Source organism: Streptomyces sp. NPDC085524 (genome assembly GCF_044541755.1).
Classification (GTDB): Bacteria; Actinomycetota; Actinomycetes; order Streptomycetales; family Streptomycetaceae; genus Streptomyces.
On sequence record NZ_JBITTH010000033.1, the window covers coordinates 76225 to 102585 of the forward strand.

The 26361-nt window shown below is 72.3% G+C and carries 25 protein-coding genes; 14 read left to right on the forward strand and 11 right to left on the reverse strand.

What is annotated here, in order from left to right:
• Positions 1-118: 118 nt before the first annotated feature.
• From ACIGFK_RS36260 to ACIGFK_RS36280, 5 genes are all read left to right on the forward strand, one after another.
• A complete protein-coding gene (locus ACIGFK_RS36260; protein ID WP_030009228.1) occupies positions 119-574 on the forward strand; it encodes an Lrp/AsnC family transcriptional regulator in 456 nt (151 codons plus the stop codon).
• A gap of 58 nt (positions 575-632) precedes the next feature.
• On the forward strand, positions 633-1796 hold the full coding sequence (mqnE, locus tag ACIGFK_RS36265) for an aminofutalosine synthase MqnE (RefSeq protein ID WP_376656900.1): 1164 nt from the start codon (positions 633-635) through the stop codon (positions 1794-1796).
• A gap of 97 nt (positions 1797-1893) precedes the next feature.
• Positions 1894-2418: a GNAT family N-acetyltransferase gene (locus tag ACIGFK_RS36270; RefSeq protein WP_400055269.1), complete on the forward strand. Its 525-nt coding sequence runs from the start codon at positions 1894-1896 to the stop codon at positions 2416-2418.
• Between the two features lie 84 nt (positions 2419-2502).
• Positions 2503-2814, forward strand: a complete 312-nt coding sequence (locus ACIGFK_RS36275; RefSeq protein ID WP_376656901.1) for a DUF4229 domain-containing protein — start codon at positions 2503-2505, stop codon at positions 2812-2814.
• 381 nt (positions 2815-3195) lie between these two features.
• Positions 3196-4524 carry a dicarboxylate/amino acid:cation symporter gene (locus ACIGFK_RS36280; protein WP_376656902.1) on the forward strand — a complete coding sequence of 443 codons (1329 nt, stop codon included), beginning with the start codon at positions 3196-3198 and terminating at the stop codon, positions 4522-4524.
• 328 nt (positions 4525-4852) lie between these two features.
• Here the strand turns inward: ACIGFK_RS36280 and ACIGFK_RS36285 are convergent, their stop codons facing one another.
• Genes ACIGFK_RS36285 through ACIGFK_RS36300 form a run of 4 tightly spaced genes read right to left on the reverse strand, consistent with a single transcriptional unit; the run spans position 4853 to position 7306 of the window.
• Positions 4853-5167, reverse strand: a complete 315-nt coding sequence (locus tag ACIGFK_RS36285; protein ID WP_400055271.1) for a hypothetical protein — start codon at positions 5165-5167, stop codon at positions 4853-4855.
• Positions 5164-5484, reverse strand: a complete 321-nt coding sequence (locus ACIGFK_RS36290; protein ID WP_400055272.1) for a hypothetical protein — start codon at positions 5482-5484, stop codon at positions 5164-5166. Before ACIGFK_RS36290 ends, ACIGFK_RS36285 begins: the two co-directional genes overlap by 4 nt.
• Positions 5481-6869, reverse strand: a complete 1389-nt coding sequence (locus ACIGFK_RS36295; protein WP_400055273.1) for a hypothetical protein — start codon at positions 6867-6869, stop codon at positions 5481-5483. The genes ACIGFK_RS36290 and ACIGFK_RS36295 overlap by 4 nt, the downstream gene beginning before the upstream one ends.
• Positions 6866-7306 (reverse strand): hypothetical protein, encoded by a 441-nt coding sequence (locus tag ACIGFK_RS36300; RefSeq protein WP_400055274.1) that lies wholly within the window; start codon positions 7304-7306, stop codon positions 6866-6868. The genes ACIGFK_RS36295 and ACIGFK_RS36300 overlap by 4 nt, the downstream gene beginning before the upstream one ends.
• A 142-nt stretch (positions 7307-7448) precedes the next feature.
• Here ACIGFK_RS36300 and ACIGFK_RS36305 point away from each other — a divergent pair, with 142 nt between their 5' ends.
• Entirely contained in the window at positions 7449-8096 is a 648-nt protein-coding gene (locus ACIGFK_RS36305) for a hypothetical protein (RefSeq protein ID WP_400055275.1), read from the forward strand.
• Positions 8097-8112: 16 nt separating this feature from the next.
• Here the strand turns inward: ACIGFK_RS36305 and ACIGFK_RS36310 are convergent, their stop codons facing one another.
• Complete coding sequence (locus tag ACIGFK_RS36310) at positions 8113-8304, reverse strand: DUF397 domain-containing protein (RefSeq protein WP_386470107.1); 192 nt, start codon at positions 8302-8304, stop codon at positions 8113-8115.
• Positions 8301-9158 carry a helix-turn-helix domain-containing protein gene (locus ACIGFK_RS36315; protein WP_386470110.1) on the reverse strand — a complete coding sequence of 286 codons (858 nt, stop codon included), beginning with the start codon at positions 9156-9158 and terminating at the stop codon, positions 8301-8303. The genes ACIGFK_RS36310 and ACIGFK_RS36315 overlap by 4 nt, the downstream gene beginning before the upstream one ends.
• Positions 9159-9312: 154 nt before the next feature.
• Here ACIGFK_RS36315 and ACIGFK_RS36320 point away from each other — a divergent pair, with 154 nt between their 5' ends.
• From ACIGFK_RS36320 to ACIGFK_RS36350, 7 genes are all read left to right on the forward strand, one after another.
• Complete coding sequence (locus ACIGFK_RS36320) at positions 9313-9720, forward strand: ATP-binding protein (protein ID WP_386470113.1); 408 nt, start codon at positions 9313-9315, stop codon at positions 9718-9720.
• Between the two features lie 325 nt (positions 9721-10045).
• Positions 10046-10828 carry a helix-turn-helix domain-containing protein gene (locus ACIGFK_RS36325; protein WP_386470116.1) on the forward strand — a complete coding sequence of 261 codons (783 nt, stop codon included), beginning with the start codon at positions 10046-10048 and terminating at the stop codon, positions 10826-10828.
• 213 nt (positions 10829-11041) lie between these two features.
• Positions 11042-12421: a hypothetical protein gene (locus ACIGFK_RS36330; protein WP_400055276.1), complete on the forward strand. Its 1380-nt coding sequence runs from the start codon at positions 11042-11044 to the stop codon at positions 12419-12421.
• 128 nt (positions 12422-12549) lie between these two features.
• Positions 12550-12897 carry a GntR family transcriptional regulator gene (locus ACIGFK_RS36335; protein WP_376656913.1) on the forward strand — a complete coding sequence of 116 codons (348 nt, stop codon included), beginning with the start codon at positions 12550-12552 and terminating at the stop codon, positions 12895-12897.
• A complete protein-coding gene (locus ACIGFK_RS36340; RefSeq protein ID WP_400055279.1) occupies positions 12894-13880 on the forward strand; it encodes a DUF1648 domain-containing protein in 987 nt (328 codons plus the stop codon). Before ACIGFK_RS36335 ends, ACIGFK_RS36340 begins: the two co-directional genes overlap by 4 nt.
• Before the next feature lie 135 nt (positions 13881-14015).
• On the forward strand, positions 14016-15869 hold the full coding sequence (locus ACIGFK_RS36345; RefSeq protein ID WP_376656915.1) for an AMP-dependent synthetase/ligase: 1854 nt from the start codon (positions 14016-14018) through the stop codon (positions 15867-15869).
• 330 nt (positions 15870-16199) lie between these two features.
• A complete protein-coding gene (locus ACIGFK_RS36350; RefSeq protein ID WP_400055281.1) occupies positions 16200-17720 on the forward strand; it encodes an alpha/beta hydrolase in 1521 nt (506 codons plus the stop codon).
• Between the two features lie 30 nt (positions 17721-17750).
• Here the strand turns inward: ACIGFK_RS36350 and ACIGFK_RS36355 are convergent, their stop codons facing one another.
• On the reverse strand, positions 17751-18908 hold the full coding sequence (locus ACIGFK_RS36355) for a lipase family protein (RefSeq protein WP_386470132.1): 1158 nt from the start codon (positions 18906-18908) through the stop codon (positions 17751-17753).
• Between the two features lie 422 nt (positions 18909-19330).
• Here ACIGFK_RS36355 and ACIGFK_RS36360 point away from each other — a divergent pair, with 422 nt between their 5' ends.
• Complete coding sequence (locus tag ACIGFK_RS36360; protein WP_400055283.1) at positions 19331-22768, forward strand: hypothetical protein; 3438 nt, start codon at positions 19331-19333, stop codon at positions 22766-22768.
• Positions 22769-22827: 59 nt separating this feature from the next.
• Here ACIGFK_RS36360 and ACIGFK_RS36365 read toward each other — a convergent pair whose 3' ends face one another.
• The 4 genes from ACIGFK_RS36365 to ACIGFK_RS36380 all read right to left on the reverse strand — a co-directional run bounded on the left by ACIGFK_RS36365 (position 22828) and on the right by ACIGFK_RS36380 (position 26153).
• Positions 22828-23838: an AraC family transcriptional regulator gene (locus ACIGFK_RS36365; protein WP_400055284.1), complete on the reverse strand. Its 1011-nt coding sequence runs from the start codon at positions 23836-23838 to the stop codon at positions 22828-22830.
• A 64-nt stretch (positions 23839-23902) separates the two neighbouring features.
• Complete coding sequence (locus ACIGFK_RS36370; RefSeq protein ID WP_400055286.1) at positions 23903-24820, reverse strand: hypothetical protein; 918 nt, start codon at positions 24818-24820, stop codon at positions 23903-23905.
• A complete protein-coding gene (locus tag ACIGFK_RS36375; RefSeq protein WP_376656921.1) occupies positions 24817-25740 on the reverse strand; it encodes an ABC transporter ATP-binding protein in 924 nt (307 codons plus the stop codon). The genes ACIGFK_RS36370 and ACIGFK_RS36375 overlap by 4 nt, the downstream gene beginning before the upstream one ends.
• A 137-nt stretch (positions 25741-25877) precedes the next feature.
• Positions 25878-26153 (reverse strand): hypothetical protein, encoded by a 276-nt coding sequence (locus tag ACIGFK_RS36380; protein ID WP_376656922.1) that lies wholly within the window; start codon positions 26151-26153, stop codon positions 25878-25880.
• Between the last annotated feature and the right edge of the window lie 208 nt (positions 26154-26361).

Below are 26361 nucleotides of genomic sequence, written 5' to 3' on the forward strand. Positions count from 1 at the left end.
GAACCACTCCTGAAGATCGTCATTGATCTGTTGAAAGATTCACAGGGTGTTGACCCTGTGCGCCTTTGATTCTATACCTAGACTTGCAGGATCGCCGAATAATGGAAGGCTCCACGTAATGGACACGGTGGACAGGCAGCTCATCCAGGCACTCCGGGAAAACGGCCGTGCCTCGTACGCGGAGCTGGGCCGTCTCGTGGGCCTCTCCGGCCCCAGCGTCACCGACCGCATCAACCGGCTGGAGACGGCCGGCGTGATCACCGGCTACCGCGCGACCGTGGACTCGGCCTCGCTCGGCCTCGGTGTCACGGCGCTGATCGGCATCTCCCTCTCGGACGCCGCGGACCACGAGGACGTGGCCCGCCGGCTGCGCGACCTCGCCGAGATCGAGGACTGCTGGTTCATCGCCGGTGACGACTCGTTCATGCTGAAGGTCCGCGCCAACGACGTGGACGGCCTGGAGAAGATCATCCGCAAGCTCTCCGGCACCAAGGGCGTCTCGCGCACCCGCACCACCATCGTGCTCTCCACCAAGTGGGAGAACCGGGTCGGGGAACTGCCCGAAGAGGCCTGAGAGTACGGTGGGTGACGGTTCCAGGACAGGTGAAGGCATCTAGGGAGGCGACCGGTACATGGACGCTGGGCTCAAGCGCGAGCTGGAGGAGAAGGTCCGCTCCGGCGAGCGGCTGACCCGTGAGGACGGCATCGCCCTCTACGAGTCGGACGACCTGGCCTGGCTCGGTGGCCTCGCCCACGAGGTGCGCACGCGCAAGAACGGTGACGTCGTCCACTTCAACGTCAACCGGCACCTCAACATGACCAACGTGTGCACCGCCTCGTGCGCGTACTGCTCGTTCCAGCGCAAGCCGGGCGAGAAGGATGCGTACACGATGCGCATCGAGGAGGCCGTGCGCCTGGCCAAGGCCATGGAGAACGAGAACCTCACCGAGCTGCACATCGTCAACGGCCTGCACCCGAACCTGCCGTGGCGCTACTACCCGCGCTCGCTGTCGGAGCTGAAGAAGGCGCTGCCGAACGTCTCGCTGAAGGCGTTCACGGCGACGGAGATCCACCACTTCGAGACGATCTCGGGCATGTCGGCCTCCGACATCCTCGACGAGCTGATCGAGGCCGGCCTGGAGTCGCTCACCGGCGGCGGCGCGGAGATCTTCGACTGGGAGGTGCGCCAGCACATCGTCGACCACCGCACCCACTGGGAGGACTGGTCGCGCATCCACCGTCTGGCGCACGAGAAGGGCCTCAAGACCCCTTCGACGATGCTCTACGGGCACATCGAGGAGCCGCGCCACCGCGTGGACCACGTGCTCCGGCTGCGCGAGCTCCAGGACGAGACCGGCGGCTTCCAGGTCTTCATCCCGCTGCGCTACCAGCACGACTTCGTGGACATGAAGGACGGCAAGGTACGCAACAAGCTCCAGGCGCGGACGACGATGGCGACGGGCGCCGAGGCCCTGAAGACCTTCGCGGTCTCCCGGCTGCTCTTCGACAACGTGCCGCACGTCAAGGTGTTCTGGGTGATGCACGGCGTGCAGACCGCGCAGCTCGCGCTCCAGCACGGTGCGGACGACATGGACGGCTCGGTCGTCGAGTACAAGATCACGCATGACGCGGACAACTACGGCACGCCGAACAAGCTGGGCCGCGAGGACCTCCTCGACCTGATCCGCGAGGCGGGCTTCCGCCCGGTCGAGCGCAACACGCGGTACGAGATCATCCGCGAGTACCCCGGCCCGGAGGCCGGCCTGCGCGAGACGCCGCAGGCGATGCGCGTCTGACCTCCCGGTCTGCCGCAGGACGACGAAGCCCCGATCCGTCCGGATCGGGGCTTCGGCATTGCTGGACCGGCATGCATGTAATAGATAAACTGCGGTTGTGTCTCTTACCTTTACCTTGGATCCGGCCGTCGACCCCGCCCTGCACGACGGCATCCTCGACCTGTGGGCGGACGTCACCAACGCGGGCGGCGCCGTCGGCTTCGTCGCGCCGGTGACCCGGGACGCGATCCGGCCGCAGCTGGACAAGCAGCTCGCCGCGGTCGCCGACGGCGGGATGCGGCTGCTCGTCGGGCACGACGAGCGGGGCGGGGTGGCCGCCACCGCCTTCCTCGCCCACAACACGCACCGGCTCCAGCTCCACTGGCTGTGGGCGTACACGGTGATGGTCCACCCCCGGCACCAGGGCAAGGGGTACGGCCGCGACCTGATGGCGGCGACGGAGGCCGCGGCCCGCTCCATCGAGGGCATCGAGGCGATCCGCCTCGGCGCCCGCGGCGGCATGGGCCTGGAGCACTTCTATGCGGCCTGCGGCTACAAGGAGGTCGGCCGCGTCCCCGACGCCATCAGGGTGGCCCCGGGCGACGACCGCGACGACATCACCATGCTGCTGCCGCTGCACTGACCCCGCGGGGAGGGGGCGGGGTCCCGGCGTGCTTCACTGGACGGGCACGTACCGACGCAGGACGACGAGAGAGAAGGGGTCACCGTGTCCCTCAAGCCGAGCGCAACGATCCGCTACACCGCGATGCGCCTGGGCATCTTCGTCGGATGCCTCGTCGTCGTCGCCGGGCTCGTCCGCCTCGGCGTGGTGCCCTCCGGGCTGGGCGACTCCAACCCCATCTGGCTGGTGCTGCTCGCCCTGGTGCTCTCCGCACCGCTCTCCTTCGTCCTCCTGCGCAAGCAGCGCGACGAGATGTCCGTGCAGATCTCCGGACGCGTCGCGGGCGCGAAGCAGAAGCTGGCCGACAACCGCAGCCAGGAGGACGTGGCCGACGACGCCGCGCGCGCGAGCTCGTAGGACCCCAGTTAGGTTCATCACACACCTAAACGCCCCGGCACCGGGTACACCGCCCGCAGTGCTGGGGCGTCGGCGTTTTCCGGCGCCGCGCAAGGGGGCCTCGCGCGCCCCTGTCTCAAAGTACGCCTTTGAGATTCCCAAAGGCGAAGTGTTAGCGTGTTCAACATGTTGACCACAGCTGCGCACCCGATGGCCATGAGCGTCCCGCTCGTGGCGCGCCTGCACGTCGACCTCTGCCGCCGCGCGTCCGCGGCCTGTTGCTGTTGAGCTGAACACGCACAGCAGCGGTCCCGGCCGGCCCTTTTTCTGGCTGCTGCCGCACCGCATCACCACGCAGAACGTCCCCCTTTTCTTCTTGTGCGCCATCACCGGAGAGTGTCCGTGTCCGCGACCCCCCACGCCCCCGGCAGCCCTGCCAAGGCCTCGTTCAAGTTCCCCTTCTGGGCCCAGATAGTCGCCGGTCTCGCCCTCGGCGTCCTGTTCGGCTGGATAGCCCGCAGCCAGGACGTCAGCTGGCTCGGGACCACGCTGGAGAAGGTCGGCGACATCTTCGTCCAGCTGCTGAAGCTGGCCATCGCCCCGCTCGTCTTCTTCGCGATCCTGGTGTCCATCACCAACCTGCGGAAGGTCAACAACGCGGCCCGCCTGGCCTCCCGCACCCTGCTCTGGTTCATGATCACCTCGCTGATCGCGGTCGGCATCGGCCTCGCGATCGGCCTGCTGACCGACCCGGGCGCCGGCACCGGCCTCACCGCCGCCGACGGCAAGGACCCGAAGAAGACCGGCTCCTGGATCGACTTCCTGACCGGCATCGTGCCGACGGACATCGTCACGCCGTTCACCGAGCTCAAGGTCCTGCAGATCGTCTTCCTCGCCGTCGTCGCCGGCATCGCCGCCCTCCAGCTCGGAGCCAAGGCCAAGCCCGTCCTCGACCTCGCCGAATCCGCCCTGGAACTCCTCCAGAAGGCCCTGTGGTGGGTCATCCGCCTCGCCCCGATCGGCACCATCGGCCTGATCGGCACCGCGATCGCCACGTACGGCTGGGAGCTCATCGGCAAGTACGCGACCTTCACCGCCGACATCTACATCGGCTGCGCGCTGGTGCTCTTCGGCGTCTACCCGCTGCTCCTCGCCACGGTCGCCAAGGTCAGCCCGGTCCAGTTCTTCAAGGGCGCCTGGCCCGCCATCCAGCTGGCCTTCGTCTCCCGCTCCTCGGTCGGCACCATGCCGGTCACCCAGAAGGTCACCGAGCGCCTGGGCGTCCCGAAGGAATACGCCTCCTTCGCCGTCCCGTTCGGCGCCACCACCAAGATGGACGGCTGCGCCGCGATCTACCCGGCCCTCGCCGCGATCTTCATCGCGCAGATCTTCGACGTGCAGCTGGGCATCAAGGAGTACCTGCTCATCGTCTTCGTCTCGGTCATCGGCTCCGCGGCCACGGCCGGCCTGACGGGCGCGACGGTCATGCTGACGCTGACCCTCTCCACCCTGGGCCTCCCGCTGGCGGGCGTCGGCCTGCTGATGGCGATCGACCCGATCCTGGACATGGTTCGCACCGCCACCAACGTGGCGGGCCAGGCGCTGGTCCCGGTCATCGTGTCGGCCCGCGAAGGCATCCTCGACAAGGAGGCCTACGCCACCGCCTCGGCCTCCGCATTCGACGAGCCGGCCCCCGCCGCCGCCGAGCCCCCGGTGGCCGTGGCCGCGTAACCCTCCCGCACTCACCGCAGCCCCCGCCCCCGTCCGGGCGGGGGCTGCGGCGTGCCGGAAGCGCTAGTCGCCGGCCGAGGTGTCGTCGGGGACCAGGGAAACGATCGCGACGGAGAATCCCCAGGCGGGGCGACCGCTCCAGCTCGGCCCGGAGATGCACGACGAGACCCCTCCGCCGTGAGCTGCTGAGTCAGGTCGAAGCCCTCGGCCAGCGCTGCCTCGAAGCCGGGGTCGGAGCGCAGCAGGATGCGTCCGCGGTAGTCCCGGATGACGTCGGCGACGGCGCCGAGGTCGAGATCCGTGGTCACCACGCAGCAGCAGACGGAGATCAGATCGTGACCGACCGGACGTACGCGACGGCCGCGAGCAGCAGCGGCAGGATGTACCACCACTTGCCCATGGTCCGGCGGAACACCGGGGTAAGGGTCATCAGCAGGCCGATGGCGCAGAGGGTGATGGAGAAGTAGGCGAGGTACTGCATGTCCGAACGCAACGGGTCATCGCGCGGGCTCGGCCGCGAAGCCAAGGCCAAGTAGCAGAAGTAGACGGCGGGGGCGTAGATCAACCCGAGCGGCACGCCCAGCACCCACTGCAGGCATCCCCGGTCCTCGGGCAGGTCGATGTTCTCGCGCGGCAGCCTCATTCGAGCGTCGCGATACGCACCCACGTGATCACCCCCAGGATGACGGGCGGGAGGAGCCACCACAGGCCGAGGGCCCGGCGGACCGGTGGGATGAGCGTGATGAGGACCCCGATCACGCTGAGCACGATGGCGAGGAGGGCTCCCGCCGCAGTACCGGCGTAGCCCGCGTCGTCCCACTCGCCTGCTGGTCCGGCAGAGACGATGGCGTACACGGTCGCGGCGTTCAGCGTGTGCAGGAGCCCGAGAGGAACTCCGAGTACCCAGCGCACCCACCGACGTTGCCTGGGCAGGCCGATGGCCTCGCCGCCGTGTGTCATCGCATCGCTTCCTTCACCTTGCCGAGATTGTCGCCGAAGTCGTTACCGTAGGTCTGCGCCTTCTCTGACTGCCAATAGGGGCCCCCGTTGTAACGGGCGGCGATCTCCCGCATCTGGGCATCGGTCATCTGCTCGGGGGGAATGTCGCCGTAACCCGCCTCGGCCTTGATCTGAGCGAGGAAGCCTGCGGCGATGTACGCGTTCTGCGCAGGGTCCTGGAGCGACTCCTCCACCAGGTCTCGTTGGTCCTCGGTGAGGTGGGCCGGGTCATAGCCGAGAACCTCGGCGGCGCGACGGAGCTGGATGGACATCGGGCCGAAGGAGGTCTCGTCCGGTGACCCGCCCAGCCGCCAGAAGAGGTTCTCCGGAGTGATGGGACTCGACGGCGAATCAGCCCATTGGCGAGCCGTGTCGGTGATGTCGTCGAGGATCCCGTACTGCCCGGGGATTTCCTTCCAGGCGATGCCCGCAACCAACTCCTCGGGCAGTCCGGCGTGCTCGGCGGCGTACCGGAGCACCCATTTGTTGGCGGAGATCCACTCGGCCCTCTCCTCCAAGCCGTCCTTCGGGTCCCAGTACATGTCCACCGCTTCGGGCAATCCGGCGACCCGCATCCGTATGTCCCGCAGCTCCGGTGACATTGCGGTGTTCCCCAGCGGCCCCGTCACCTCCCGCTTCGGAGCGCTGCCCGGCAGGTGGATGAGGGGGCTTGCCGAAGCCTCCGCCGCCTCCCTGCGAATGTCCGTCATCGCCGCGTACAGGTCCGGCCGCTTGGCATCGCCCGACAGCTTGAACTCGGGCAACAACTCGTACGCCTGCTTCAGCGCGTGCACGCAGGTGCTGCGCGCCTCCTGCTCGACCGTCTTCGCCAGGCCGAAGCTGCCGCCGGCGGCGTCGTGGAGCCGGTTCGCCTCGTCCCGGATGTCGTCCACGTCCATGGTGAGTTCGGCGAAGAAGTCGAGGACGCCGGTCGTGGCCCGCATGTCCTCCCACTGCCGCATGGGCTCCGCCTCCTGCGCGGTCTTCGTGATCGCGGTGCCCTTGGTGCCGATCAGCGTGGCGAGCGCCCGCTCCGAGCGCTTGCCGTCGCGGAAGTGGGTCTTGGCGGTGTTGAGGGCGGCGGCGTACGCGTTCAGGGCGCTGGCAGCCTTGTCGTACCCCTCGGCCATCTCCGCCACCAGCTGACGCGCCTCGGTGAGGCGCTTGGTGTACGTATGACTGCCGTCGCTGTGCCACTCCGTACGCGTCTCGGCGCGCCGGGCGGGTTCTTCGACCTGCACGAGAAGGTCGCGCAGCCGCCGGAACTCCGCGGCGTTGCGCTCGACGAGGGGCGGGTTCGCCTCCTCCAGGAACGCGACGTCCTTGTGGTAGCTGAGCCCGCTCACTTGCACTCCGGAGGTACGTACTGGCCCGATTCGAGGAGGTTGTCGAGGAAGGACCGGGCCGTGCCGTCATCCACCTGGGCGAAGCTGGTGCCGGTGGTCTTCAGGCGGGTGGCCAGGCCGGCGAACAGGGCGATGGTGTCCTGGAACTGGTCGTTGGCGAAACGGGCGAAGCGGAGGGCTTCCTTCGAGACGTCCTCGTGCGCACGGGGCGCGCGGGCCATCGTGCTCGCGTCGCCGTCCGGGCGGCCCTCGTGCAGGAGAGCGGCGATCTCGATGAGGAGGTTGGCGTTGCCGTTGATGGACGGGGCTCCGGCCACCAGGGTCCCGGCCGCGCTGCCGCCACCCGCGTCGGGCGCCACGTGGTTGAGCCGCATGGCGGGCGACTGCCCGGCCTGGGCGGCGGCCTTGTGGCCGGCCCATTCTTCGTCGAACGACATCTATCCCCTGGAGAGTTGTATGCCGGACGTGACCGCAATCCGATGGTCATGTCCATGCATGGGGGACGCTCAAAAGGATCACGTGGTTCCGCAACCGCCGTGTACGGACGCCTTATAGTCGACGGCTGTTGATCAACTTGGCTTGCTCGGAGGGCAGATGGCGGTACGGGAGATACGCGCGGCGGCGCAGATCATCGGGCGGCGCAACGCGCTGCGCTACCTGGCGATCGGAGTCACCGGCTCACTGGTCACGGCGTGCGGCGGCAAGGGCGAGGGCAGGGCTCCGGCGGCGGGGCCGTCCGCCGGGCCCGCATCGGCCTCTCCGGTTCCGGCCCCCGCGCCGACGTCCGCGAGCCCGATCGCCCGGGCCTTCGACGCGTTCATCGGGGGCACCTGGAAGCTGGAGTCGACCACGCCGGGCAGCAAGACGGTCCACGGAACGGCCACGGTGATGGCCCCGCCCGGCGGCAACGGCGGCTTCACCATCGTCTGGGACGCCGACGGCGAGTCGGTCACGTGGACCGGACAGTGGCTGCTGCGCGGCGGCCACCTGAGCTACCAGCTCTTCGTGGGGGAGAAGGAGATGACGAAGCTGAGCGGCGGCGAGGCCCTGACCGTCCCGGGGACGGTGGAAGACACCGCCTCGCTGACCTTGCCGTGGAAGCCGCCGGGGTCGCACGGCATGGTCGACGGGCAGAAGCTGGCAGTGACCTACAAGAACAACGTCCTGCGGATCGTCCACGACAACGGCCACGGCAGCGAGTCGGTGCACGTGTGCACGCGGGCCTGACGGTTGTCGGCCCTCGTCAGTTGCCGGACGCGTGGGCCACGAACCCGGCCCATGCGTGGCGGCCGATGGTGAGGTGGGGGAGTCGGGTGTCCTTGGAGTCCCGGATGAGGACGGTGGTGCTGGCGGCGGCCACCTCGACGCAGGAGTCGCCCTCGCTGCCATCGCTGTAGCTGCTCTTGAACCAGTGCAGCCCGGTGGTGTCGGTCATGTTTCTCCCAGCAGTCCCTCGATGAAGCCCTGCGTCTCCCGGGGTGTGAGCGCCTGGGCTCGGATCATGCCATAGCGCAGCTCAAGGATCCTGAGCTGCCGCGGGTCGGAGACCGGGCGCCCTGCGAAGGCGCCATCTGAGCGGCCGACGGCCGAACCGTCTCCGAACTTCAGTACCTCGATCCCACCATCCATGCCGGCATGCACCTCACGGTTGGTCGGCATCACTTGGAGGGCCACATGACGCAACCGGCTCACCCCCAGTAGGCGTTCGAGCTGTTGCTGCCACACCATTGTGCCCCCGATGGGGCGGCGCAGGGTTGCCTCCTCCTGGACGATGCTGAGCGATGGGGCGGGTTCCCGCGCGAAGATGGCGTGCCGGGCCATTCGGGCAGCCACGTAGCGCTCAACCTCGTCCTGGCTGTAGGCGGGCTGCCGCATCTCGAAGAGTGCCCGGGCGTAGTCCTCCGTCTGCAGGAGACCGTGTATCCCGTGGACCCGGTAGGCCCCGATTTCGACGGCCTGACGTTCGCGGTTCGCCAGGTCTCGGACCTTCTTCGGGTAGCGGACCTGTTCCATGTCCGTCTTCATCGCGACGATCTTCCCGCCCGCCCGCAGGGCCTCGTCCACCTTGTCCAGGTACTCCGGGCGAGGGATCCGCTTCCCCGCTTCCACCTTGCGGACCAGGTCTTCTCCGTACCCGATCTCCGTACCGAGGTCGGGGGCCCGGATGCCGGCCTCCTCGCGCCAGGCCTTGAGCTGGCGGCCGAGCGCGGCCAGGACGGCCACTCCCTGTTCGTCGTCGGGGTCGACGTCCCAGCCCGCGTCTTCCGTTCCGTCACTGTCCACGCTCATGCGCACCCACCTCCGCCGGACCGAACTCCTCAACGCCCCGTTCCCCGGGCCTGGGCAGGACAGCCGGGACAGGACCGGACAGCGCCCGGACAAAGGCCGGACGCAAGGGCGTTGTCACTTCTCACGGTACGCACGCGTCGCCACGCTGAGTGACGTGATTCTTCAACTCGCCGACTTTCACGTCCAGCTGTCCTCCACTCCTCGCGGCGCCCGACTCGGCCGCATGCTCGCCGTCGAGCAACTCCGCTCCTGGGGGCTTCCCTTGGAGGTCCCGGCGCAGATCGTGGCCGAGCTCACCGCCAACGCGGTGACCCATGGCCGGGTCGCCGGGCGGGACTTCCGGCTGGCCCTCAGTGTCACCTCCGGCACGCTGCTGATCGAGGTGACGGATACCCGGGGTGACCGGATCCCGGAGATCCGCGACCCGGGGCGGGGGCTCGTGATCGTCGAAGCGCTCGCGGACCGTTGGGGCGTAAGGGAAGGGCCGGTTCCCTGCAAGGTGGTGTGGGCGGAGGTGGTGCTGGGCGCCGTGTCCCGGGGGCCCGCGACCCGGCGTGCTTAGACGCATAAGGCTTCAAAAAACCGGGAGAAAAAACCAACCAACCCAACCCCACCGGCCCGCGTCCCTCGGTCGGGTGAATCGGGCCAACTGGACTGGATTTCGGGCCGGTTGCCGGGCATATGCTCGGCCCGACAACAGCAGACATGAGACGGCCCCCGGCGGGACTGGCATCCCGGTCGAGGGCCTGACCAAGCAGGAAGTAACAGGCTTCCCCATGGCTCTCCAGCACCCTAGCGCGCCTTCGCGCGCCTCGTCCCGAGTTCACGCCGGGACCGCTCGATCCGGTGTCATCCACGTCAACTCGCCGCACGCGAGTCACTTCACCGTGGTCGGCAACCACCTCCTCCAGCACCGCGCGCTGTCGGCGACTGCGATCGGGATCGCTGCGTACATCCAGTCGCTGCCCGAGGGGTCCCCGGTCGGCGTGAAGGCGCTCGCCGAGCGGTTCCCGGAGGGCGAGATCCGCATCGGGTCGGCGCTGCGGGAGCTGGAGCGGCACGGGTACCTGGAGCGGCGGCGCGTGCGGCTGGAGTCGGGGCGGGTGGTGACGCGGACGTACTCGTACAACAAGCCGGGAGCCCCGTCGGGCGGCCCGCCCCCGCCCCCGGAGCGTGAGCCCGTACCGGCTCAGGTGCCCGTACCGGTGCCCGTGCCGCAGCCGCAGCCCGAGCCGCCGGCGGCTGCCGAGCCCGCCCCGGCCCCCGAGCCCGCCCCGCCACCAGCTCCGCAAGACGCCGTCCACCCGCAGGCCGCCGACGTGCTCGCGGGGCTGCGGCGGCACGATCCCCGGCTGCTGCTGTCCGAGCGGGACGTGGCACGGCTCGCGCCCGGGATGTCGGCGTGGCTGGAGCGCGGGGCGGACCCCGTGGCCATCGGGCAGGCCCTGTCGGGGAACCTCCCCGAGCCGATGCGCAACCCGGCCTCCGTGGTCGCGTACCGGCTGAACGCGCTGCTCCCGCCGCACCTGCCACCGGCCCCGGCGAGCGGCAAGCAGGACAGACCGCGCCCGCACCCGCTCCAGAACTGCGACGGCTGCGACCACGCCTTCCGCTCCCCGCACCCGGGCCGCTGCGGCAGCTGCTCCCCGGGGGTCGGCGCGGCGGCCTGATCGTGGATCAGGTGTGCCGGTGGCCGGGTGGGTTGCCCACGTGCGACCCCGGCCGCTGCTCGGCCGAACGGTCCATCACGGGCGGCGGGCGGCGGGAGGACGTGTTCGGCTCGTTCCGGCGACCCACGTCGACAGCCCTGCGCAAGGGCGGAGCGGGCTCGTCGTCGGAGTGCGCCGCCGGGGCGCCTCCCGATACCGGAGGAGGAGCTCCAGATGGTCCTGATGGCCTGGCAGAACGTCCGCACGGGGACCCCGGGCCGGTTCGCGGCCCTGGCCGCGATGGCGGCCGGCGCCGTGGTGGCGCTTCCGGCGCCCCTCGCCCATGCCGCCACCATCCCCGTGGCCTGCACCGTCCCGGCGCTGGTCGCGGCGATCAACACGGCCAACGAGCAGGCGGGCCCGGACACGCTCAGCCTGGCCGGCGGGTGCACGTACCGGCTGGTCACCGCCGACAACGGTCCCAATGGCCTGCCGGCCATCACCAGTGAGATCACGGTCAACGGCAACGGTGCGACGATCACGCGGGCCCAGACCGCCCCGGCCTTCCGCATCCTGTTCGTGGCCGCCACGGGCAAGCTGACGCTGAACAGCGCCACCATCAGCGGCGGCCGGGCGGAGACCGAGTGCCAGGGCACCACGGACTTCGCCTGCGGCGGCGGCATCTCCAGCCTCGGCACGCTGACGGTGAACAACAGCCGGGTGCGCGACAACACCGCCGCGCACGATGCCTTCGCCCTGGGAGGCGGCATCGACAGCACCGGCACCGTCACCCTGGACAACGTGGAGGTCAGCGGCAACGCCGCGACCTACACCGGTACTTCCCCGGAGGGCGGCAGCGCAGGCGGAGGGGTCGCCGGCGAGGGCCCGCTGACCGTCAACAACAGCCGACTGCACCACAACGTTGTCACCAACGCCGAGATCACCGAGAGTCTGGCGTTCGGCTCCGGCCTCGCCGCCTTCGCTCCGACAACGGTCAAGAACAGCATCATCAGCGACAACCGTGCCAGCGCCCCCGGCGGCCTCGCACGCGGTGGTCTGACCAGTGGCGCCCCGATGACCGTGACCGGCACCGTCATCCGCAACAACACCGCCAGCGCCCCGGGCGGCACCTCCCAGGGCGGCGGAGCCGCGACCAACAGCACGCTGTCCTTGACCGCGACCCAGGTCAGCGGCAACCTGTCCACCGCTCCGGGCGGCACCGCCCTGTCCGGTGCGATCCAAGTCGCCTCCACGGGCGCCCTCACCCTGACCAGCAGCACGGTGCAGGGCAACACCGCCAGTGTCACGGGAGGCGGCACGGCCCAGGGTGGCGCCATCTCCAACGCCACCGGCGGCACGGTGACGACCGTTCAGTCGACCATCGCCGGCAACACCGTCAGCTCGCCCGGCGGCACCGCCCTGGGCGGCGGCATCTTCACCGGCGTCGGCTCCACCACGCTGACCCGGAGTGCCGTCACCGCCAACCGCGCCGGTGACGGCGGCGGCATCTTCGAGGCCTCCGGCGGCACGGTCACGCTGAACCAGACGCCGGTCACCGGCAACACCCCGAACAACTGCCGGCCATCCGGCAGCGTCCCGGGCTGCGCCGGCTGACCCGACTCGTGGACAGGGCCCGCACCTTGCGTGGTGCGGGCTCCGGTGCGTGGACTACCGCGCGGTGAAGCGAAGTTGCTGCTCTGGCGTATCGTCCGGGAGTGCATGGTGCTAGCTTCATTGGCACCATGTTGCTCAGGTTGAACATCAACGACAGTCGGCCCCTGCACGAGCAGGTGGCCGGGGCGATCCGGCGGGCCATCGCCGAGGGCGAGTGCGCGCCGGGGGACCGGCTGCCGCCCGCCCGGGATCTCTCGCAGGCGCTGGGCGTCAATGCGAACACCGTCCTGCGCGGTCTGCGCGCCTTGCGCGACGAGGGGTTGCTCGAGTTCCGGCGCGGCCGCGGGGTCACCGTGGCCGGCGGGGCGGACGGGCGGTCGGCGCTGCTGGAGCGCGTGCGGGCGTTGGTGGCCGACGGTGCGCACCTGGGGTACAGCAGGGCCGATCTCATGGAAATGATCAGGGAGGTGCGGTGAGCGACCGTGCGGGCGGGACAGGCCGGACGGGCGGAGCGGGCGCGACCGCGTGGGCTGCTGTCGGCTGGGCGGCCGGGGTCGCGGCGTTACTCGTGGCGCTGCCCCTGGCGGCGAGCGGGCGACTGCCGGACCGTCTGGCCACCCACTGGGGCAGCGGCTCAGGAGCCCCTGACGGCTCCATGCCACTGTGGGCCGCGGCGTTCTTCCCGGCGCTGATCTGGGCAGTCCTCGTCCTGGTCGTCGCGCTCGCGCGGCGCTGGACCGGGGCCGGGGGCTGGGTGGCCGGCACGCTGGTTTCCGGCGCTGTGGGTCTGGCCGGTGCCCAGGCGTCGATCGTGCGGGCGAATCTCGGCCACGAAGACTGGCGGCAGGCGGATTCGGTGACCGTCCGGGTCGTGGTGGTGATCGCGGCGGCCGCACTGGCCGGTTTCGCCGCGGCGCTCGCGGGTCGTCGGAAGGCGGAGGGGGCCGGAGCGCCGACGGGTGAAGGCCCCCGCCTGGAGATCCCGAGCGGCGAGCGGTTCGTATGGCTCTCGTGTGCGTCCAACGCCTGGCTCCAGCTCATCGCGACCGGTACCGGACTCGTCGCGGCGGCCGGTGCGCTCGCCGGGTTCGGTGGGCTGATCGGTGCGGAGTGGGCGTTGGTCGCGCCGTTCGCCGCCGCCTCCCTGCTGACCCTCGTCTTCTCCTCCGTCCGGGCGCGCGTCACCGGGCAGGGCCTGGAAGTGGCCTTCGGGCCGCTCGGCCTGCCGGTGCGGCGGTGGGCCGCCGGGGAGATCGAATCCGCCCGGGTGGAGCACCGTACGGCCGCACAGGTCGGCGGCTGGGGGTACCGGCTGAGCGGGCTCGGTACGACCGTGATGCTGCGCGGCGGCGAGTGCCTTGTCATCCGCTCCAAGGGCAAGGACTTCGCGGTGAGCGTGGACGACGCCGAGCGTGGCGCCGCCCTCCTGAACTCGCTGGGCGCCCGCCGCTCCGGGTGAGGCGATGTGCGCGGTGTAGGCGATGCGCGGCGATGTGGGGGGTATGGAAAGGAGCCGTGCAGAGGGGTGGTCGTCAGAGGTGGGGCATGTCTAGATTACCGGCGGTAACACCTGACTGACGCAGGAGGACACGCCTTGGACGCCGCCGAGCCCAAGCTGGTCGAGCCCGTCAAGACCGTGGTCGACGGGGTCGTACGCGAGGTGTACGTGCCCGCGCTCGCCGCAGTGCCGGAGCGGGGGTCCCTCGGGGACATACCGTTCGAGAACGCCCGCCAGGCCCCCGCCGAGCCGGTGCTCGCCCGCAAGGAGGAGGACGGGACCTGGCGCGACGTCACCGCAGCCGAGTTCGCGGCCGAGGTGCTCGCCGTCGCCAAGGGCCTGATCGCCGAGGGGCTGCGGGACGGCGACCGGCTCGCCATCATGGCCCGCACGACCTACGAGTGGACCCTGCTCGACTTCGCTGGCTGGGCCGCGGGGCTGGTCACCGTACCGATCTACCCGACCTCCTCCGCCATCCAGGCCCGATGGATCATCCAGGACTCCGGCGCCGTCGCGTGCGCCGTCGAGGACACCGCGCAGGCCCGCATGATCAGCGTCGAGCGGACCAACCTGCCCTGGCTGACCCACCTGTGGGCCTTCGACACCGGAGCGGTGGGCCGGCTGGTCAAGGCCGGGGAGCACCTGCCCGACTCGGTGGTGCACGAGCGGCTGGTCGCCCGTACGCCGGACTCCGTCGCGACGCTCATCTACACCTCCGGCACCACCGGGCAGCCCAAGGGATGCGTGATCACCCACGCGAACTTCTTCGCCGAGGTGGACAACGCGGTGGAGCTGCTGCACCCCGTCTTCAAGTCGGTGAGCAGCGATCCGGCGTCCACGCTGCTCTTCCTGCCGCTGTCGCACGTCTTCGGCCGGATGGTCGCCATCGGCTGCATGCGGGCCCGGGTGAAGCTGGGGCACGCGCCGAGCATCCGCACCGAGGACCTGCTGGAGGACCTCGCGGGCTTCAGACCGACGTTCCTGCTCGCCATCCCCTACGTGCTGGAGAAGGTCTACAACACCGCCCGCGCCACCGCCGAGAGGATGGGCCGCGCCTCGTCCTTCGACCGGGCGGCCCGTATTGCGCGCAGCTTCGGGGAATCGGCGGAGGGCAAGGCGCCGGGGCTCGGGATGAAGGCGGCGCGGGCGCTGTACGACCCGCTCGTCTACCGCCGGATCCGGACCGCGCTCGGCGGGCGCGTGCGGTACGTCCTGAGCGGCGGCTCCCCGCTGGGGCGGCGGCTCGCCGCCTTCTACACCGGGGCCGGAATCGAGGTCTACGAGGGGTACGGACTCACGGAGACGACCGGCGCCACCACCGTGACCCCGCCGCAGCGGCCCCGCCTGGGCACGGTGGGCTGGCCGCTGCCCGGCACGTCGGTGCGGATCGCGGACGACGGGGAGGTGCTGCTGGGCGGGCGGCACGTCTTCGCGGGCTACTGGAACAGCGGGCAGGGCGTCCCGTACGGCAGCTGGCTGCCGACCGGCGACATCGGGGAGCTCGACGCGGACGGGTACCTCACGATCACCGGCCGCAAGAAGGACGTGATCATCACCTCGGGCGGCAAGAACGTGGCCCCGGCCCCCCTGGAGGACCGGCTCCGGGCCCACCCGCTGGTCGGCCAGTGCATGGTGGTCGGCGACAACCGGCCGTACGTCACCGCGCTCATCACCCTCGAGCCGGACGGGCTCGCGCACTGGCGGCAGATGCACAAGAAGCAGGACGTGCCGATGCGGGTGCTGGTGGAGGACGAACAACTGCGGGCGGACCTCCAGCGGGCGGTGGACGACGCGAACCAGCTGGTGTCGCGGGCGGAATCGATCCGGCGGTTCGCGGTGCTGCCGGGGGAGTTCACGGAGGCCAAGGGGCATGTGACTCCGTCGATGAAGCTGAGGCGGGGGGCTGTCGCGCGGGACTATGCGGAGCGGATCGAAGCGCTCTACCGATAGCTCGCGGTGCGGTGCGGTGCGGGTCGGATGCGGGCCGCGTACACGGGGCTCCGCCCCGGACCCCGCTCCTCAAACGCCGGAGGGGCTGGAGATACTCCGTGCGGCGCCGCTGTCGGGGGCTCCGCCCCCGAGCCCCCGGGACGGGTCCGGGCGGAGCCCGGGGAACGGTGGAAGGGCGGGTAGGGGACGGCTCCGCGCAGCGGGAGCGGGGAGGCTCCGGGCGGCGGGGAAGGGGGGCTTCGGGTGGTGTCACCCGGGGGAGCGGGTGGGCGTGCTGTCGGGGCGGGCCGCGCCTATCGTGGGCCGGGGGGTCGCCCGGAGGAGGGTTCCGTGCCCCGCACCCGCACCCGTACCGCCGCATCCGTCGCGCTCGCCGCGCTCGGCGTGCTGGCGCCGGCAGCCGCACCGGGCGCAGCCCCCGCGCAGCAGGACCGCGGGCTCCCCTGGGGCGCCTGCCCCGAACCGCACGTCCCGTCAGGGATGCAGTGCACGACCCTCGACGTCCCCCTCGACCACAGCGGCGAGCGCCCCGGCCACGTCCGCCTCGCCCTCGGCCGGATACCCGCCGCCGAGCCCCACCACCGGCTCGGCTCGCTCGTGATCAACTACGGCGGCCCCGGCGCCCCCGGCATCGCCAACCTCGCCGCCGACCCCACCGCCTTCGCCGAGCTCGGCAAGCGCTACGACCTCGTCGCCTTCGACCCCCGCGGCGTCGGCCGCAGCGAGCCCGTCTCCTGCGGCGGAGCCCGGAGCACGGGGAAGGAGACCGCCGAGACCGCCACCGCGCAGCTCGCCGCCCTGCGCGCCGAGATCCGGCGGTGCGAGCTGGCTTCCGGGCCCGTGCTCCCGTACATCGGGACCGTCAACGTCTCCCGCGACATGGACATGATCCGCCAGGCCCTCGGCGAGGAGAAGCTCGACTTCCTCGGCTTCTCCTACGGGACCCGGCTCGGCGCCGTGTACGCCGCGCAGTTCCCGGACAAGACCGGCCGCATGGTGCTCGACGGCGTCGACACCCTCACCGAACCGCTCACCGAGCAGGCCCTCGTCTCGGCGCGCGGCCAGCAGCGGGCCCTCGACAACTTCCTCGTCTGGTGCGCCCACCAACCCGGCTGCGTCTACGGGACCAACACCCGCACCGCGAAGGAGAAGGTCGCCGCGCTCGTCGACCGGCTCGACAAGGAGCCGCTGACCGGCGACGACGGCGCGCCCGTGACCGGGCAGGACGCGGTCCGTGCGATCGGCGCGGCCCTGTACTCGAAGAGCGCGTGGCCCGGCCTCGCCGAAGCGCTCACCATGGCCGAGCGGGACCACGACCCGGTCGGGCTGCTCCAGCTCGGCGGCCCGGTGCAGGAGGGCGGGCGGGACGGCCCCGCCACCGTGCCCGCCGACAACTCCCGGGCCGCCCTCACCGCCGTGAACTGCGCCGACGACCCCGACCGGCCGAAGATCAGGGCCAGTGCCAGTCCGGGCGCCGTCGCGCGGGCGCTGCACGACCGGCAGGAGGAGCTGCGGGAAGAGTTCCTGGAGGCCTCGAAGGTCTTCGGGCCGTACCAGCTGGGGACCGTCCTCGAATGCTACGGCCGCCCCGCCGGCACCGACTTCATCCGCAGGATCGACCACCCCGGCGCCCCGCGGATGCTCCTCGTCGGCACCCGGGGCGACCCGGCCACCCCGTACGAGTGGACGGAGGAGACGGCGGAACGCCTCGGCTCGGCGGTGATCGTGGACTTCAAGGGCGACGGGCACACCGGCTACTCGTCCTCGAAGTGCGTGCAGGAGTACGTGGACCGCTTCCTGGTCGACGGCCGGCTGCCGTCCGGGACGCGGTCCTGCCCCGCCGAGGAGTGATCCCCCGACGGGGCGACGCGGGCCGAGGGCTCAGCAGTCGGGGTGCGTGGCGCGGCCCGCGAAGCGGTCCGCCATCCAGTTCGCGACCTCGAGCGAGTGGGTGATCACGCCGCTGACGTGTTCGCCGACCCAGATGGTGTCGAACTCGACGTCCGCGCCCCGCGCGCACCACTCGGAGCGCAGCGCGCGGCCCACGGCGTAGGGGATCAACTCGTCGCCGAGGGCGTGGTACTGGTACACGGGAGCGGCGGGGGCCGTCCGGCCGAGCCTGCTCTGGTTGAGGCGGGCCTGCCAGTCCGGCTGGGCGAGCGGGTCGCGGGTGGTGAGGTCGGAGATCCGCTTGAAGGAGCCGGCGATCGCGTCGATGGCGACGCAGTTCTCCTTCATGCCGTCGACCAGGAGCCGGCCCGCCGGGTTGAGGTAGGAGTCCAGCCGGAGCTCCGGGAAGGCGGCGTCCTGCCCGGCCGCCGCCATGAAGATGAGCCCGGAGCCGTAGGAGCCGTTGTTGAAGGCGGCCACCTTGAGCAGGTCGGCCGGGACCCCGCCGGTCGCGGTGCCCTTCACCTTCAGCTCGGGGGCGTACGAGCCCTGCAGCTCGGCCGCCCAGCTGCCGGCCTGGCCGCCCTGCGAGTAGCCCATGATGCCGACGGGGGTGTCGGCCCCCAGCCCGGCCTCGGGGAGGCGGATCGCGGCGCGCGCCGCGTCGAGGACGGCGTGCCCGGCGGAGGGGCCCACGGTGTAGGTGTGCACGCCCGGGGTGCCGAGGCCCTCGTAGTCGGTGACGACCACGGCCCAGCCGCGCAGGGTGTACTGCTGGATGAGGTTGGCCTCCATGGCGGTGCCGCCCGGGAGGTTGTTGCTCGGCGCGCAGGAGTCGCCCATGCCGACGGTGCCGACGGCGTAGGTGATCAGCGGGCGCGGCCCGGTGCGGCCGTCCTGCGGGACGATCACGGTGCCGGAGACGACGTTGGGGGCGCCGTCGGCGGTGGTGGAGCGGTAATGCACCTTCCAGGCCTTGGTGTTGGTGGGCTGTCCGGGCAGCGGGTGGAAGGCGGAGGGCTCGGCGCCGACGATGTCGCCGGGCCGGACGGTGGCGGTGGTGGCCTCGTCGGCCTGGGCGGCGGGTGTTCCGGCCGCGAGGGCGGCCAAGGCGGCCACGGAGGCCAGGACGGTGCTTCGGACGCGCATGGGCGGCTCTCCCGGGGTTCCGTGTGGGGGCAGGTGAGGAGAAGGTAGTGACCGACCGGTAGGAAGGTCGCTGACCGCACAGCTCACCTTTACTGACCGGGGGTCGCAGGCCGCGTCCGTTCCGGAGTGCGGGCCGCTGCCGGCTGGGTGCGGCGCCGTGCCGGGGGCGCTGCCCCCGGACCCCCGCTCCTCAAACGCCGGAGGGGCTGGATTCCGCTCCTGCCGTCCGCCCAGCGCGGCTGCGTCTGCGCGGCAGATCTCAGCCTCGCCGGGGGCAACTTCAGCCCCTCCGGCGTTTGAGGAGCGGGGTCCGGGGCGGAGCCCCGGGATGCGGCGCGGCACTTGCAAGCCGGCCGGCCCGCGCGGGCGGGTGGGGAAAAACCGGTGGGCGTTCGGGGCGGCCGCACGCAGAATGGCCCGCGATGACCGATACCGCCGAGCAGTTGCTCGCCGCCGTGGCCCCGCTCCCGCACGCCGCCCGGCTCCGCCTCACCGCCGTCACCGCACGCCGCCTCGCCGACCGCGGCGAACTGCCGCCGCTGCTCGCCGCATTGGACGCCGCCGGCCCGTACGGACGCCGCCTCGCCGCCCTGGCCGCCCTGACCGGCGGCGACGTACCCCACCTGGCGGCCCGGCTCGCCGATCCCGATCCCGTCGTACGGCGGTACGCACTCCGCGGCGCACGGCGGCTGCCCGTGCCCGACCGGGCGCTCGAGTCCGCCTTCGACGACGCTCCGGCCGTGGTCCGCAACGACCTGGCCCGGCTGCTGTGCGAGGGCGAGGGGAGCCGGCCGGCGCTCGCCGAGCGGCTCGTGCCGCGCCTGCGCACCGAGTACGGCGACCGGGACGCGGCCCGCCTGCTGCCCGGCTGCTCCTCGGAGTTCGCGACGCGGATGCTGCCGGAGCTCGCCGCCGCGGTCCCCTTCGAGGGCTGGGGGCGGCTGGGCCTGCGCCATCCCCTGGCCGTTCTCGACCACGCGGAACGCGAACTCGCCGACCTGCGCGGCGGCCACCGCGACGCCTGGTGGACACGGCACGCCACGGGCATCGGGGCCGCCCTGCCCGCAGCACCGGAACGCGTCCTCGAACTGCTGGAACGCCACGGCCCGGACCGGCTGCCGGGACCGGTGCACGACCGGCTGGGCGAGCTCGTCTCGGTGGACGCCGAGCGGGTCACGCGGTGGCTCGCCGCGCCCGAGCGCAGCACCGCCCGCTGGGAGCGGACCCCGAGCCGGCGGGTCCTGCGGCAGCTCGTCGACGCCGAGCCGCCCTCGCTGCCCCGGTACGCCGCCCGGTGGTTCCACCGGCAGGCCTTCACCACCCTGCTCACCCTGGTGCCTCCGGCCCGCCGCCACGCGTTCGCCACGGCCGTCTCCGCGTACGACCGCTACCACCAGCGGGCCGGGCTGCGTGACCACGTCATCGCGCTGCTCCCCGCCCCGCAGCGGTACGCCGAGGCCGCCGCGAAGCTCGAGGCGGTCCGGGCCGGGGGCGGGACGGACTGGGAGGTCTGGTCGGCGCTGGGCCTCCTGCCGCCCGAGCAGGCCGGACCGCAGCTGCTCGCGGCGCTCACCGGTGCCGAAGCCGATGACCGCGAGTCGATCTGGTACTGGCTCGTCTCCAACGCCGAGCGCAGCGGGGACGCCGTCGCCGTGGCCGAGGTGATGGCCCTGGCGGCGGCCCGGCTGGGCAACGAGCGCGACCCGGTGCGCTGGAACGTCCTGGACGACTTCCGAAGCCTGCCCGACGGGCTGCTGGCGAGCGCGGTGGCGAGCGCCGAGGCTGCGGGAGCCGGTGCGGCGGGGCCGATGGAGCGGCTGTGCCTCGACGGACTGGGCGCCCGCGACTGCTCGGACATGACCCGGTCGATCGTGGGCGACCTGGCCCTGAAACTGCTGGGCCATGCCGAGGAGGCCGCCACGGCAGCCGCCGCCCGCATCATCGAGGCGCTCACCGCGCACACCGGCACCCTGGAACTCGGCGTATCGGCCCGCAAGCTGCTCGAGGGCCGGGAGAGCGCCGTCCTCGAAGCACTCCTGCCATGGCTGGACCGGGCCGGCGCCCGCGGCGACGCAGAGCCCCTGATCGCGACGGCGGAGGCCTTCGGCCGTCGCGCGCACCGGCTCCCCGAGCTCCAGGAACGGCTCGCCCGCGCCCTGCGCTCCTGCTCCGACACCGACTTCCCCCGGCTGGCGTCCCTGTGGCTCGGCGAATCCGCCACGCGCGGCGAACGCGCGGTGCAGCTGCTGGCGCTGGAGCCGTCGGCGGTGTTCACGGCGCTCGTGCTCGCCGTACTGGCCGCCGAACGGACGGACGTCCTGGACCTCGCCCTCGTCGGGACGCCGCCCCCGGGCCGCTTCCCGCTGCCGGGGGCGCCGCGCGAACTGCCCGGGCTGCGGCGCGCCGACCGGTGGACGCCCCACCAGCAGGAGGCAGCCGTACGGCTCGTCCGGGAGGCCCTCGCCGACGACGCCCGGAGCCTGGACGAGCGGGCGGCACTGCTGCGTGCCGTGGCCTCCGTACCGGAACACGGGCACGCCCTCGTCCGGCGGTACCTGCCCTCCGAGCAGCCCGAAGGGGAAGCCGCCCCGCCGGTGCTGGCGCGTGCCGCGCTGGAGGCCTCGGGCCACGGCGGAGCCCCGGGCGACGGCCTCACGACCCTGCTCGACCACGCGGGGACGGACGCGGCGCCGACCGCCTGGGCCGCGGCGGGACGCATCGCGGACCGCGCACGTCCCAGCCTGCTCGCCGCCCTGCTGCGCGATCTGCTGACCCGCGAGAGCGGGGTGAAGGTGACCGTCCGCAAGGCGGCGGCCCGCCTGGCGGCCCGGCACCTGCCGCCGGAAGCCGCCGCCGAGCTCCTCGCCACGGTGGCACGGGACCCCCGCAGCCATCCCGACGTACAGGTCGCCGTCACCGGCCTGGCCGTGTCCCTGCTCCCGGAGCCCGGTGCGGTGGAGCTGATGGAGCGGGTCGTCACCGACGGACCGGCCGGGGCCCGGAAGGCGTTCCTGGAGCGCTCGCCCCTCGACGTCCCGGCATCCCACCGCGCGCGGTACGGGGCGCTGGTCGGCCGGCTGGCCGTCGTCGAGAACAAGGAGGTGGCCGCCGCGGCGGCGTCCGCCCTGGAGCGCTGGATCCGCCACGCACCCGAGCTCGCGGAGGTCCTGAGCGGTCTCTGCACGGACCCTGCGGTCGACCGGGACGTCGCGGGGCGCGCCCACGGCAGCCTTCGGGCCGTCGCCATGTCCGACCTGCCCCATCCCGTGGGCGGCGCGGAGCCGGGCAGCCTGCTGCACGGGGCCGTCGCCCGCCTCGTGGAGATCGTCACCGCAGGTGAGGAGGAGTCCCGGGACCCGGCCGGCCGACAGGGCGCCGACCTGCCGGCCCGGCGGAGCCTGGAGGCTCTCGCCCGCCCCTGGTACGGCTCGAACCCTGCCCGGCTGAGCCTGCCCCTGGCCCGTCAGCTGGCGGGCGTGCCGGCCCTGACGCCCCTGCGGGCCGCACTCCTCGTCGACACCCTGGACCTCACCGCGTCCGCGAAGGAGATCACGGAGGCCCTGCGCGCGATCGCGCAGGCGGTCGGGGGGCGTCCCGTGCTCGCGGGGCAGACGGCCCGGGCCCTGCAGGAACACCACCGGTACGGGGATCCGCTGGAGACCCCGGAGCCCGTGTTCGCCGCCGTCGCCGCCATGGGCGACGGCCTAGCCGAAGGCCTGCTTGCGGTCGCCCTCGCGCACAGCCTCGGAATCCGCCAGAGGTGGACGGAACCCTGCCGCGAGGGAGTCCTCGCGCTGCGCGGCCACCCCGAACCGGAGGTGCGCGATGCCGCGTACGCCGTGGTGGTGGGCCGGCTCTGAGCCCGCGGGGCCCGGGGCTCGGACCCGGCGGGGTGCGGGCTGCCCCGGACCCGCCGGGCCTACCCGCCCGAGGCGATCCGGTACGCCCCCGGTGTCGTCCCCGTCCACCGCCGGAACGCCCGGTGGAAGGCGGTGTCCTCCGAGAAGCCCAGGCGGGCCGCGAGTTCCGCGATCGGTTCGCTGCCCTCGGCCAGGCCCGCGATGGCCGCGTCCCGGCGGACGTGGTCCTTCAGCTCCTGGAACGAGGTCCCCTCCTGCCCGAGCCGGCGCCGCAGCGTCGCCGGGGACACCGCGAGCAGCGCCGCCACTTCGGCCAGGGCGGGCAGCCGGGGCGACGTGCGCAGCCGCTGAGTCAGGGTCCGGCGCACCTGCTCCGCGACCGTGGTCCCGTACTCCGGGCGGGACAGCAGGTCGAAGGGGGCCCGGCGCAGCATCGCGTCGAGCGCGGCCTCGTCCCGTACGAGCGGAGCCGTCAGCCAGTGCGCGTCGAACACGGCACCCGTGCGGTCCTCCCCGAAGCGGACCGGGCAGCCGAAGAGGATCTCGTACTCGTCCTTGTGCGGCGGCGGGGGATAGGTGAAGGCGGTGTACGCGAGGGGGATGCGCCGCCCGACCATCCAGCTGCTCAGCCGGTGCCAGATCGCCAGCACGCACTCCGTGAGGAACCGCTCCTCGTCGCGGGACAGGTCGCCCAGCACCGTGAACCGCGCCTCGGAGCCGCTCACTTCGAGCGCCAGCTCCGGGCCGCCCGGGAACAGCCCGTAGAAGGCGGCGGCGCGTTCCGTGGCCGCGCCCAGGTCCCGGCAGCCGAGCGAGGCGTGGCACATCATCGCGAAGGTGCCGGGACGGCTGGGCACGGCGCCCAGCCCGAGGAACTCGTCCTGCGTGGTCCGGTACAGGGACCGGAACAGCCGGGCGAACTGCGCGGGAGTGATCCGCGCCCGGTCGTCGCCCAGCAGCAGGGGAGGGATCTGCGCCTCCTGGAGCATCGGCACCGTGTCGATGCCGCCGCTGCGGGCCCCCGCGAGCACGGCCCGCACATGGTGCACGGTGATGGTCCGCCTCCCCATGGTCCGACGGTAACCCCGCCGGGGCGCCGGGCGATACGGACGTGCGCGGGGTGAGGGACGGGCCTCACCCCGACGTGGCGTCCCGGCGGCAGTAGGCCCAGCACCCCGCCGCCGCGATCAGCGCGGTGTAGAGGCAGAACAGGCCCGTGGCCGGGGCGGTGGCGAGGTCGGAACCCACCAGCGCCCGGGCGAACGGCCGGTCGTCCGCCGGGTACGCCGACACGTCGGTCAGCATCGCCCGGCCCGCCGCGAACGGCAGCCACCCGCCGACCCCGTCCAGCCCCGGCAGCCGGCCCAGCAGCCCGCCCAGCAGGCGCTCGACGATCAGCGGCCACATGCACAGGAACAGCACCGGGACGATGCGGCTGCGGATCAGGGACACCAGCGCGAGGCAGAGCAGCGCCCAGCAGCCCATCCACAGGCTGAACCGCAGGGCGGGCACCACCACCCGGCCCCACTCGGGCTGCGCCCCGCCGGCCGTGGCCAGCACGAGGGCGGAGGACAGGGCGCCCAGCAGTGCACTGGCGGAGGCCGTTGCGGCCCCCACCAGGAAGCCCACCAGGCACTTCGCGGCGTAGGCGGTACCGCGGCCGTTGACCGCCAGCCAGGTCGTACGGGCGGCTCCGCGCACGAGGTCGGTGGAGACCGGGCCGGTGCCGAGGACGAGCAGGAAGAAGCACAGCGCGGGGACCTGCGTGGCCAGGGAGGCCCAGGTGATCACGTCGGCCATGGCGGCCGCGGTGACGGGCGGCTCGACCTCGCCGGGGTCGAGGTCGAGCAGGACCGTGACCCCGGTGAGCAGGCTCAGCACCCCCGCGACGCCGAGCAGCACCCACGTGGAGCGCAGCCCGGCCAGGTGGCGCCACTCGTAGCGGCAGGCCCGGCGGAACGCCTCGGCGCGGGTCACGGGGGTCAGGGGGGCGGTCCCGGCGTCCGGGGTGACGGTCGCGCGGGGCGACGGGTCGGCGACTGGAGACCTCACGAGATCTTGAACTCCTCTTCCGCGATGCCCAGGTAGAACTCCTCCAGCGACGGCCCCGCCTCGTGCAGCCAGTACAGCGGCAGCCGGTTCTCGGCGGCCAGCGTGCCGATCCGGACCCGGTCGAGGCCGGTGATGCGCGCACTCTGCCCGCCCGTGGGCGAGAGCAGGCCGCCGGCCGCCTCGACGAGCGCGGCGAGCCCCGGCAGGTCCGGCGACTCCACGGTCACCACCCGCCGGTCGGCCGCCCGTTCCAGCAGGTCGGCCATGGGGGAGGCCGCCACGACCCGGCCGCGCGACAGCACCACCACGCGGTCGGCCAGCTGCTCCATCTCCCCGAGGAAGTGACTGGACACCAGGACGGCCCGGCCGCCCTCCTCGGCCTGCCCGCGCAGGAACTCCCGCAGCCACCGGATCGAATGCGGGTCGAGCCCGTTCGCCGGCTCGTCCAGAATCAGTACGGGCGGATCCCCCAGCAGGGCCTGCGCGATGGCCACCCGCTGGGACATCCCGAGGGACAGCTGGTCCAGGCGCAGCCCGGCCGCCCCCGTCAGGCCGACGGTCGCCAGGAGCTCGTCGACCCGCCGGTCGTCGGCCGCGCTGCCGGCGGCGACCATGCGCAGGTGGGTCCGTACGCGGTGCCCGGGGTGGCCGGCGACCCCGCCGAGCACCGCACCGACGACCGACCCCGGGGCGCCCCACGCGTGCAGGGGTCGGCCGAGGTAGCGGGTGCTGCCCTCGCCGTGCAGGAGGCCCAGCATCAGCTGGATGGTCGTGGACTTGCCCGCGCCGTTGGCGCCGACGAAGCCGGTCACCTCTCCGGCGCGGAGGGTCAACGAGACGTCGTCCAATACCCGCTTGGAGCCGAACGACCGGCCCAGCCCTTCCGCCTCGACCACCGTATTCATGGGGTGGCGGTTCATGTAGGGTCTCCCTGCGTTATCGCAAGGGGGAGGAAGCCCGCACTCGACGGCCTGAACAGGCGTGGAAACCGAAAGGTCGTCACCCGCGGGCTTCTTCCCCCGATGAGCATGTTCATGAATTGCGGCCCGACGTCACGTCAATTCCGTACGAGCCACATCACCTGCACCGCGAGAACCGCGTGTGCGAGAACACACGTGACCCAGGCGCTGGGGCCGCGCATTCCGTGGCGGAACACCGTCACCCATCCCGCCGCCAGAAATATCGCGGACAGGGCGCAGAACACCCAGGAAATGGCGAGCCCGGGGGTGGAGGGTTCGGTGAGATACCGGACGGCCGCCGCCGGGGCCAATGCCAACAGGGGCAGGACCCACGTGCCTTCGCCGGCGGATCGGGCGGACTTGGTTTCGGTCATCCCGGGTACTCCGTCTTCGTTCTGGGGTGGTGCTGAGGTGGTGCTGGGGTGGTGCCGGGTGGTGGCGGGTGCTGCTGGGTGGTGGCGGGTGGTGGCGGGGCCGGGGCCCCCCGCCGGGCCCCCCCCCGCCCCCCCCCCCCCCCAAACGACAACCCCCCGAGGGGGGTTTTTATAAAAGAGGGGGACGGCGCCGGGGAGATGGGCGCCA